The sequence below is a fragment of the Bacteroides sp. 43_46 genome (assembly GCF_001915455.1).
GTDB lineage: Bacteria > Bacteroidota > Bacteroidia > Bacteroidales > Bacteroidaceae > Bacteroides > Bacteroides caccae.
In genome coordinates this window covers 1-11,310 of the sequence record NZ_MNQN01000052.1, presented here as the reverse complement: position 1 = coordinate 11,310, position 11,310 = coordinate 1, and the positions used below count along the sequence as shown (strand labels likewise).

The 11,310-nt window shown below is 42.6% G+C and carries 7 protein-coding genes; all 7 read right to left on the bottom strand.

Features of this window, described 5'->3' with window-relative positions:
- Positions 1 to 120: 120 nt before the first annotated feature.
- The 7 genes from BHV72_RS05570 to BHV72_RS05540 all read right to left on the bottom strand — a co-directional run bounded on the left by BHV72_RS05570 (position 121) and on the right by BHV72_RS05540 (position 11,236).
- Complete coding sequence (locus BHV72_RS05570; RefSeq protein WP_122134047.1) at positions 121 to 1,575, bottom strand: hypothetical protein; 1,455 nt, start codon at positions 1,573 to 1,575, stop codon at positions 121 to 123.
- Between the two features lie 15 nt (positions 1,576 to 1,590).
- Complete coding sequence (locus BHV72_RS05565; RefSeq protein WP_022041816.1) at positions 1,591 to 3,087, bottom strand: hypothetical protein; 1,497 nt, start codon at positions 3,085 to 3,087, stop codon at positions 1,591 to 1,593.
- 20 nt (positions 3,088 to 3,107) lie between these two features.
- Positions 3,108 to 4,439, bottom strand: coding sequence for an FISUMP domain-containing protein (locus tag BHV72_RS05560; RefSeq protein ID WP_149928104.1), 1,332 nt, complete (start codon positions 4,437 to 4,439; stop codon positions 3,108 to 3,110).
- 19 nt (positions 4,440 to 4,458) lie between these two features.
- The gene (locus tag BHV72_RS05555; protein WP_022041818.1) at positions 4,459 to 5,994 is read right to left on the bottom strand and encodes a RagB/SusD family nutrient uptake outer membrane protein; all 1,536 of its coding nucleotides are present in this window, start codon (positions 5,992 to 5,994) and stop codon (positions 4,459 to 4,461) included.
- Positions 5,995 to 6,016: 22 nt separating this feature from the next.
- Complete coding sequence (locus tag BHV72_RS05550; RefSeq protein ID WP_286855047.1) at positions 6,017 to 9,340, bottom strand: TonB-dependent receptor; 3,324 nt, start codon at positions 9,338 to 9,340, stop codon at positions 6,017 to 6,019.
- Positions 9,341 to 9,573: 233 nt separating this feature from the next.
- A complete protein-coding gene (locus BHV72_RS05545; RefSeq protein ID WP_286855046.1) occupies positions 9,574 to 10,599 on the bottom strand; it encodes a FecR family protein in 1,026 nt (341 codons plus the stop codon).
- A 34-nt stretch (positions 10,600 to 10,633) separates the two neighbouring features.
- Positions 10,634 to 11,236 carry an RNA polymerase sigma-70 factor gene (locus BHV72_RS05540; protein WP_005682826.1) on the bottom strand — a complete coding sequence of 201 codons (603 nt, stop codon included), beginning with the start codon at positions 11,234 to 11,236 and terminating at the stop codon, positions 10,634 to 10,636.
- Between the last annotated feature and the right edge of the window lie 74 nt (positions 11,237 to 11,310).

Sequence of the window (11,310 nt, the reverse complement as noted above, 5' to 3'; positions counted from 1 at the left end):
AGAAAAAATTCTCATTATGGTGAGAACTTTTTCTCATAGCGATAAGAATTTATTCTCACTGCGGTGAGAATAATCCCTTTATTTCTTTAGAAAATTTGTAATTTTTCATATAATTGTTTTTTATTGAATAACGATCTCATTAAGTAGAAACCAGCCTTTTTTTTCTTGCTTGTCTTTGATTGCCAGTTTAATTCCCGGCTGTTGGTCTTTTGTTTGGTCGATGATAGCTACAGCCCATTGATAAGTACCTTTCGGAATATCCGTGAAAGTAACCGGATAAGTATAAGAATGCACTGTGTTATGCAACCAGTCCGAAGGTTCTGCGTTGTCGTCTACCCATGTTTGCACTAGATTCCCTTGTAGGTCAAACAATGCAAAAGCCGGTTTATATTTATAATTCCAGTTGGGTATATTGTTAGGTAGATAACCATTTCCTGTATTTTTCCATTCGTGTGAAATGAGGACTGTCGATTTGGCTTTGGCACGGACTGGCAATGATACGCTGCATGGATATATCCGGTATCCTCCTTGGATAATAAACTTTTCTACCAGGTCATTTGCCCGTTCGGTCCACCCTTTTGTTTCGGGGAGCTCTCTTAAATCCAACGTATTGAAATGTCCTTCAATGGCGTGTTGGAAGGTCTGTTTGTATACATCTCTCCATGTATTCATCCGATAACGTGTATCCGAGGTGAATGGAGTGCAATCATCGGTGGAACATCCCCAGTAACAGGATTCTCCGACAAGAAGTGTCTTTCCATACATATCCGCGACGATCCTCCTTTCTTCATCACTGAACCACATGCTTCCCAATCCGTCTCGTCTCATGCCATATCCTTTTCCGTCAATTGCAATTCGTTTTTCGGTGTCGAAACCGATTTGGCTGCCGAAGGGGAGCGTAAGAAGCACATTTTTGAAGTGAGTGGAATAGAGGGTTGTGAACCAGTCGAACACTTGCTCGAATTTGTTTTGGTCTTGCAGGATCACATGGTGACATTCTCCCCACCAACCAAGACTATATCCGTCTACAAAGTCTACAATATCCGGATTATCATATTCCTTGGCAAAGGCTTCGACAAACTTTTCCAGTTTTTCCTGAAAAATCGGATCATCCGGATAAGGTGTCCAAAGATCACCTTTCAATCCTTTTACAGTATATCCTTTTGCTCCGGCACGGCGTACGTAGTCAGGAGTTCCGGTACGCAGGTTATCCTGTCCGTTGTTGTAAATACGGAAACAGAGTTTCAATCCACGGTCTAAGGCACCCTGTATCAGTTTTTTGTAATTTTCATCATACAGCCAGGCGTATTTGCCTTCTTCCGGTTCCATGTCCGACCACCTCCAACGTACATAAAAGAAAGAAGCGTATTGACGGGCTGCCTCGTCTTGGGCAGCCCAGTAAATATTCGCGTTTTGTACTTCATCATTAGCGTCATCATATACTCCCCAACCCATACAAGGGTTGCGAAGCAATGATACGGTGTCTTCCTGCAACTCTACCTTTTGACAGGCGTGTGAGCAGCTTGTAAGGATCACGGAGATAAGTGCAAATAGATATAAATGTATATGTTTCATGCTTTATCGGTTCATTTATTTAATTGTCATCTCACTGATAAACGTCCACCCATCCTTCTTCTCCTTATCTTTGATACCGATATTGATACCCGGTTGGTTATCTTTGGTCTTGTCGACAATAGCTACCGCCCATTGGTAATTGCCTCTGGAAATACCGTCGAGGGAAACCTCGTAAGTATAGTTTTTCCGTTGGTTAGACAACCATTGCGAAGGTTCGGCATCCTCGTCAATCCATGATTTTACCAGTTTGCCGCTCTCGTCGAACAAGGCAAAGGCCGGTTTGTACTTATAGTTCCAATTCTTCATGTTATTCGGCAAGTAACCATATCCGGTGTTTCTCCATGAGTGGGAGATAGATACGGTTTGGCCTGCTGAGGCTTCATAAGGCATGATTACATAAGTAGGATATACCCTGTATCCGCCGTTCAGAACAAATTTGCGGACAAGTTCCGGTGCCAGTCCCGTCCAGCCCTTTGTTTCGGTAATCGTCCTTAGGTCGAGTGTATTGAAATGATAAGTCTGGGCATGGTCGAAACTCTGATTATATACATCCTTCCATGATTTGAAGGAATATTTTGTGTCATTTTTGAAAGGTTCGTAAGCAGCCGTATATCCTCCCCAGTAAGCACATTCGCCCACCATTAAAACTTTTCCATACATCTCGTTCGCTACTTTCTCGTCATTTTCAGTAAACCACATACTTCCCAGACCGTCTCTGCGCAATCCATACCCTTTTTGGTCGATAGCGATTTCTTTTTCCGTATTGAATCCGATTTCGCTATTATAAGGTAATACCAGAATGATATTCTTGAAGTTCTTGGAATACATCGTTGTAAACCAGTCGAAAGTCTCTTTCTTCTTGTCAGAATTTAGGTACTTGATATGTGAGCCTTCGCCCCACCAGCCTAAAGAGTGCCCGTCGATAAAATCTACGATATCCGGGTTATCATACTCTTTGGCGAATGCTGCGACAAACTTTTCATATTTCTGCTGAAAGATAGGGTCGTCGGCATAAGGAGTCCATAGTTTGGCGTTATTTTGTCCTTCGACTTCATATCCTTGGGCACCTGCGGCACGGACATATTCGGGAGTACCTTGGCGGATGTTGTCCTGTCCGTTGTCATAGATACGGAAACATAACTTCAATCCCCGGTCGAGCGCTCCTTGAATCAGCTTTTTATAGTTCTCGTCGTAGATCCAGGCATATTTTCCTTCCTCCGGTTCCATTTCCGACCAACGCCAGCGTATATAGAAGAAAGATGCATAGTTACGTGCAGCTTCATCTTGTGCAGCCCAATACTCTTCTGCGTTGGCTACATTGCCGACTGCATCGTCATAAAGTCCCCAACCCATGCAGGGATTACGTAGCAGACCACTTCTGTCTTGTTGCAGGTCAATAGCTTTTGAACCTTTGGGTATGCCGTTCTGACCGGATTCCGAATCGGAATCGGAACATCCGGCAAATAGCGTCAGACAACACGCCAGTAATATTTGAAAGTAATATCTTTTCATAATGATTCATGTTTTATTAGTTATTCTGCATAGATATAGCGCATGACGGTTCCTTTAGCCCAGGATACCCATAATGTTTCGCTGTTGTCATGGATTAAAGCTCGCCAGGGATCGTTCCAGGTTGCAGGATCGCCCAAGTCGGCGGCCATAAAGTAGAATTTTTCCTGGGCCAGTTCGATTGCGTCCCTATCCAAGTTCCATGTACCTGCTGAAGTAAAGCTCAGTCCCCATTCATTCAAATGTTCCTGACCGGTAGGATCTTTATAATAATAGACAGGATCTTTAAGAACATTATACCCGCCATTCTTTCCGGCTTCAGAGAATAAATAATTCCATTCCGCTTCGGTCGGTATTCTCCAGCCTTTCGGGATAATCCGGTCGCGAATCACAAAACTGTAATAGGTACCGATTGCTTTGATCCAGTCTTCTCCAAGGGATTCGGGAGCATATCTGTAATATTCGGCTTCGATTTCCGTTCCATCCGGGTATTTGGTAGTATTCAGATTTTGGGCTGTCCACACTTGCGAAGTTCCGTCGGAGAATGTCACGCGGACTACGGGATAAGTGATCGTCTCATCTCCACGTTTGTCAACCAAACGCATCATGTCGTTTGTGTATAATGTGTTGGCGACACGCGAAATAAGTGACTGATCTGCATTGTTACGTACATTCCAATAAATAGTATTGGTCTGGTAACGCTTGATAGACAGTTTTTCGATTGTCTGTTCCATTTCTTCGTGGGTGATCGATATATTTCCTGTTCCTTTGGTCGGCAGTTCTACGAAGTTGTCCATTTCCGGATCTAAAGAAAGAAGTACCGTACACTCTGTATCATTACCGATTCCTGAAGCATCCCATTCAAATTTTATTTTGGTTTGTGTAGCGTCTGCCAACAAAGTGGCTGTCGACATATCTTCAGGAGCAAGCAAGATACTTTTCATTCGTCTGGCTTGTAGCGTACGAACTTCTGATGCGGCGGCAGTCTGGTTATTTTTATCTTTTACAGTCCAGTAAATGAGTCTTTCATTTCCGGATTTAATATCTAACTTGGAAAGTAATTGGTTGATAACCAGTGCTGATATATTGCAATTTTTTCCTGTCCCTGCTTCTACGGTAACTTGTTTCACAAGGTCCTTGGTAGTGCTGAATATCAGTACGGAACCTTGTTCCGAAGCCTTATCCCAAGTAAACTCGTATGAATCTTTACTTTCATCATTTAAGTCCATAGTTGCTCCTTCGGCGGGAGAACTCAGATATATGCCCGACATTGGAATTGTGATGTCGGTCTTATAATCATCTTCGCAACCGGCGAACATTAGTAGCCCGATGATGCTATAAATTAACTTTTTCATGTTTTTTTCTTTTCAGTGATTAATAACCGGGGTTCTGTTTGATTATTCCCTGACCTTCGTCAATAATATCTTGTGGAATAGGGAAGCGGTAACGGTCTTCATCCACAAGCGTTTGTTTACCCATTGATTGAGCCTTCTTCTTGATAGCTTCCACAAATAATCCATAGCGGATCAGGTCTTGGCGGCGGTTTCCTTCGAAATATAACTCCCAACCTCTTTCGTCCAATACAGCTTTCAGAAATTTGTCCACACTGTTCAAATCTTGCAGGCTGTATCCTTTGCCCGGAAGCGAGCGGGTACGCACTTCATTAAGCAAATCAACAGCTTCCTGCGTTACGGCATTCTTGTTGCGTACAATAGCCTCTGCTGTCAAAGTGAGCACATCGGCATACCGGTAGATAATCCAGTCTATTTGTGAATCTTCTCCCGTACAATCCGGATCAAATTCATATTTCAATGGAACTGCTCCTAAATATAATTGAGCGGAAGGATCCGGTCTGTCATTCTTTTCATTATGTACCACTCCGTCTTTACTGGTATATTCGTATGCAATCGTCAGCAAACGTCTGTCTGCCGGATCAAAGGTCTGCATAAAATCCCATGAGATTTTATATCCGTTCCATTTGGTCATTTTATCCAGATAAGAAGTGAAATTATAGTCGTTGGGTAATACATGAGGTTGCCATTTATGTTCCTGGTATCCTTTGGCACATTGGCAAGCCCAGATAATTTCCGGGTTCTTCTCATTTGCCAGCGTGAATATATCTTTGTATTCGGGCACAAGTTCGAAGCCATATTCAGGTTTCATCAGTTCGCGTCCCTCTGCTTCCGCCTTGTCCCATTGCTTGGTCAGCATATAGAGTTTTAGCAAAACAGTATGTGCCAATCCGGCTGTAAAACGACCATAGTTCTTATCTCCCTTTTTGTAGTTGGCAGGCAGTACTTTGCTTGCTTCTGTAAGTTCAGTCTCGATATATGTCTGCATTTCTTCCTCGCTGAGTCGGGGGAGAATTTTCTCAGCCATAGGATTCTTGAGTGTTTCCAGGTCGGCAATGGGGATTGGACCGTAGAAATCATAGAGAAGGTATGCCAGCCACCCCCTGCCCATGCGAAGTTCGGCGATGTATTGCTGTTTGAGGGCATCGTCCATTTCAATATCGTTCAACCGGTCGATAGTCAGAGTCATTTTACTGATATCGTTTACATAGGCGTAGCTCTCAACAGTCAGCCAGCTACCGGAACCGGATATCTTGAGGGTGTTCCAGTTGGCATAGTTGATGTGGTCCCAACCCCAGTTGCACATTCCGTAATCGCCTGCTTCGTCGCTGACGATTTGTATGCCTGTTGCTATATTGAACAGACCTCCATAGCCACTATTTTTAAAGGTGGCGTATGCGGCAGACGTTGTGATAGCGTCAGCGTCTTCTGCCGTTTTGGGGAAGATACTGGTGTTGATATCACCATAGTTCTCGGAGACGAGTTCACACGAAGCGTTTAGTCCTGCGATGAGGCAGCTTCCGAGAGCAAGATATATAAGTTTTGTAATTCTTTTCATGTTCAATTCTTTTTAGGTTTATTTAGAATGAAATATCTACTCCGATACTAAAACTAGTGACGTTGGGATATGCATTCGTGTTACTGTCCGTTTCCGGATCTTGGCCTTTCCAGTTGGTCCATACACATGGATTGTTGACGTCAGCATACACTCGCAGTCGGTTACAGATACTTTTACTGGTTGGCACGGTGTAGCCTAATGTGATATTTCTGATACGCAGGAATGAAATTTTCTGGAGAAACAGATCACCGGTACCATAAGCCGACTCGATGAAGCTGGGGCGTGTACTTGTCTGGTTGTCCGAACTCCAGGCATCCTTGAAAGAGACAGGTACATTCTGTCCCAGTTTGATGCGGTTTCCGTAAGATCCCCAGGCGTCGTAATAACTGTTTGCTCCGGCAATTTTACCTACCTGTCCATACATATATATATTAAGGTCGAAATTCTTATAAGAAAAATTGTTGTTGAAACCGAAAATGAATTTGGGGTCATTGCGTCCGATTAAGACCATATCTTCCTCATTCAGTTTATCATCTCCATTTATATTCTTAAGTTTCACTTGTCCGGGAAGAAGTTGCGGCTGGTGGGCGGGGGCTTCCTCACCAGGTTGTAACAGTCCGTCGGCTACATAGGCAAAGACTCCGCGAATCGGGTCTTGTTCCTTCTGATAGGCAGCAGGTTTCCAGTTCGGATCTCGTTCTTTCCAACGGTCGTTATACGTTGAGAAAGTTAAATCAGTACTCCATGTAAACTGTTTAGTCTGTATATTTTGCGTGTTCAGAGTCAGTTCCACACCGTTACTTTGAGTCGAACCAATGTTGGCTGCAATGGTTTTTACTTCATTATAATGGGGAATCGTTTTGTTCTTCACCAGCAAATCGGAGATCGTACGCTGGAAATATTCGGCAGTTAGGTTAATCCGATTGTTGAAAAATCCCAAGTCCAGACCGATATTAAATTCGGTTGTCGTTTCCCATGTCAGGTTCGGGTTACCTAATTGTGATACATAGATACCTACGTGCTGTGAATCACCGAATTGGCTGCCATACCACGGGTCTGCTCCATAATAGTCGAGAGCTCCGTTGCCTACATTATAATTACCGGTTTGTCCCCAACTTAAGCGTAGTTTACCATTCGAAAGAAAGTCAGAGGAAGAACTCTTGATAAATTTTTCTTCGGAGAAGCGCCAGCCGGCGGATACGGAAGGGAAATAACCCCATTGATGTCCTTTGGCAAAGTTGGAGGCGCCGTCGGCACGAATGGTGGCAGTGAGCAGGTATTTTTCTTTCCACGAATAATTGAAACGTCCGAAGTAAGAACTCAAGCTGCTTACCGAAGCGTACGAACCTACCGGCGGTCGACTATAGTTTCCTGCTCCCAGATTATTGTACAGGAATGAATCATTGATAAAATCTTGATTACCTGCACTCATTCCTTCGGTGTTGAACTTCTGATAGGAATAACCGAAAAGAACATTGAAACTATGTTCACCAAATATTTTTTGATAATTGGCTGTCAGATCCATTAAATAGTCGTTGTTATCTTCCTGGGCTAAATATGCCTGACCGTTGACTGCCGCCCCGTATTGAGTGGTTTTCGGAAGATAAGTTTTTCGTTTCTGATATTTTCGGTCGATACCCAAATTGGCTTTTAGTTTCAGTCCCTTGATGGGTTCCACTTCTATATAAGCCGAACCCAACAATCGTTCCTTTACAGTTTTATCATTAATTTCGAGGAGAGACACCGGGTTCGGGAGTTGAGGCATCTGAGGATTGGTCGAATAATTTCCTTTTTCATCTCTGACGGGAACAGTCGGGTTGAAAGCAACAGCAGCAGTAATGATACCGGAATTTTCATTCTCGCCGTTTCCCAAAGGTACATTATCGTAGTTATTACGGCTAATATTGAAAGACAATCCGGCCTTTACGTACTTGGAAATCTGCTGGTCTAGATTTATTTTTGCAGTGAAGCGCTCCATGTCATTATTTTTCACTACACCGGAGTGGTTGAGGTAGTTGATAGAAGCCATATATTTCGTTTTTTCCGTTCCGCCGTTTATAGAAACATTATGCTGGTGCATAAGTCCGGTACGTGTGATTTCGTCAAACCAAGGAACTGTCGGCGCGTTGAGTATCTGGTCGTTCGAGTATCTGGGCTTAAAGTCCGCCGCATCATCATTCGGAATCATATAATCCTCGTAAATGCCTTCTCCTTTTTCTTTCAGCCATAGCTCGTGATAATATCGGTTGGTCTGATACATATAGTCCTGTCCGTTCAACATCTTGAATGAGTTTTTCATTCTTTGCACAGAGACATTGGCTGAGTAGTTGACGCTTGCTTTTCCTTCTTTTCCCCGTTTGGTAGTAACGATAATCACACCGTGTCCGGCCCTTGCACCGTAGATAGCGGTAGAGCTGGCGTCTTTCAGAACCTCTATCGACTCAATGTCATTCGGATTGATAGATTCGAGAATATTATCGGTTTGCCCCGCTTCGTAACGATTGCCTGAACCAAGCGTAGAACTGGAAGAAACGGGAAAACCGTCAATGATGATAAGCGGATCGTTCCCGGCGCCGACAGAGGCTGCTCCACGTATATTGAAACTACTGCCGCCGCCTACCTGTGCACTCGTCTGCACTACTTGCAGACCTGCTGCTTTTCCGGCTAACGCATGGCTGACCGTCGTGAAGGTCTGCACGGGAGTTTCATCCATTTTGATAGAAGAAATAGCACCGGTCAAGTCTCTTTTCTTCATCGTTCCGTACCCCACAACGACAACTTCATCCAACGCCTGTGCGTCTTCTTTCATTGAGATAGCCAGATGCGTTTTGTTCCTGGTATTCACTTCCTGCGTCAGATATCCCAAGTAAGATATTTGCACGCTACTACCTTCGTCGACAGTGAGTTGAAACTTTCCGTCAATATCGGAGATAGTCCCATTTGTACCATTTTTATCTTTGATATTGGCACCGATGATCGGTTCTCCGTAATTGTCTGTGATTATTCCGCTGATCGTACTTTTTTTCTTTTGTTGTGCGGCTTGGTTACTTTTCTTTTTTATAATGATGTCTTTACCTTGAACTGTAAAACTAACATTTTGTCCTATTAAAATCTGTTCCACTACCTTCTCTATAGGTAGGTTCCTGGCTGTTACCGTAATAATCTTCTGGGTATTCAGATCGCTTGCCGCAAATGTAAATGAATATCCATTCTGCTTCTGTATGGTTTCAATGGCCTGTTTTACTGTCACGTTCTTCAACTGCATACTGATATGCTGCGCAAATGAGCTCAGATGAAGACATAGCATGAGCAGGACCATGAAAAAAACTTTTTTCTTAGTTTTCATAAGTCAATGAATAAATAATTGATAAATAGGATGAGAAGTTTAGGATTTTATTTATATTTGCCTAAGCTTTCATCAATAAAGTCACTGTGGCTTTTAAGACAGAAAGTCAAAAGGGGTCAGGGGTTGGAAAGGAACCTGACCTTTTTTTATTTCTATCAGGGAGAGTAAAATCATGTTTTTTCAAAGTTGCTTTTCATATTCTTTTTAAGTTTTAAAAGGTTTAACATTCTGTTTCATTCAGGAAGTGTGATCACAATATTTTTTCCTTCAATGGAATAAGTCATTTTATCGGTAGATGATAGTACATCCATAATTTCCCGGATACTCTGTTCCCTTCTGCGGAAATTACCATAGAAACGGACGGAGTTTAGCGCAGCGTCTGCAATAGTGATTTTTATATTGTAGCTTCTTTCCAGTTCCTTCACAATATCGGGGAGCAACGCTTCGTCGAAATAGAGACGGTCGTTTGTCCATTCGGCACTGTAAGCAGCTTTAGTACTTGAAATCAATAATTTTCCGGTCTTCTTGTCTAATAGGGCTTGCTGATCCGGGTGAAGTATCATTTCCTTTTGTTGGGTGCTGAGAGCCACTTTACCTTCGAGCAAACAAACTTTCGCTTCCAGATCATCCTGATAATTTCTGAAATTGAATTTGGTTCCTAATACCTTTACGTCCAGTTCATCAGTATGTACTTTAAAAGGAATATGTTTATTCTTGGTTACTTCGAAATAAGCTTCTCCGGTAAGATTCAGTGCCCGTTCGTTGATACCGAAGTCTTGCGCATAACTCATCTTCGAACCGGCATTGAGCCAGACCAGCGTCCCGTCCGGAAGATATAATTTGGTTTTTGAGCCGTATGGGGCTTCAATGGAAATTTGGGTTAACTGCTTGCGGATAACACTCTTTCCTGTCTGGAAAGCAATCGTTCCGCAAATAAAGACAATGATAGTCATCGCGGCAGCATACATCCATGGGCGAAGTTGGAAAGCCTTGCGTTTATTGATACCTTGTTGGGTAGTTTCTCCGGTTCGTCTCAGGAATAGTTGATAAGCTCTGTCTTTGTTGAAGCTATGAACATCGTCTGCCTCATTCGAGGCGGCTATCCATACCTCCTGTATATCGGAGAAATATTTTCTGTTTTCTTCCGAGGCATTCAGCCATTCTTGAAATGATTGCATTTCTTCCGGTGTCAGGCTATTGGTCAGATATCCGGTAATCCAATCGTGGACTGTGTCTGTATGTAGTGATTGTTCATCCATAAATAATGATTGCCTTTATATATACTACAGTTTTTTAGAATAAGAGGGTAGGGTAAAAAGCGAGAAAAATGCATAAAAAAGTTCCAAATTCTTTCTTGAGTACTACTAATGCGTTCTTTATGTGATATTTAACCGTATTGACGGAGATGCCAAGTTCCTGAGAAATTTCTTCGTAGCTCATCTCTCGGAAGCGGCTCATCATAAATACCTGCTTGCAGACAGGGGGAAGTTTTTGAATCACTTCCTGAATTTTATGTTCCAGTTCTTTCTTTATTAGCGTCCCTAGAGGTTGCTGATTGTCTGGGATGATATTTTGCAGTTGGATTCCTGCCCGTTCCATAACAGAAAAACGGATTTCCACTTCTTGTTGTTTGAGAGCCAGATAATTCAGGCATTTATTACGTACGGCTATAATTAAGTAATTACGTAGAGGAGGAACAAGTTCCAGATTCTCCCTAATCTCCCATAAGTGAAAAATAACATCACTGACTATACTTTCTGCTTGTATTTTATCCTTCAGCATATAATAACTAAGTTTGCAGAGAGCAACATAATGATAGTCATACAAATACTTGTATGCCTCGTTGTCTCCTGCCTTTAGCTTTTTTATTATGATTTTTTCATCAACTGGATTCATAGTGTGCTTTTTCATCTCTGCAATATTCGGATAATATATTGAAAGATGCAAATTAATTGGAGGAAAAATACTCT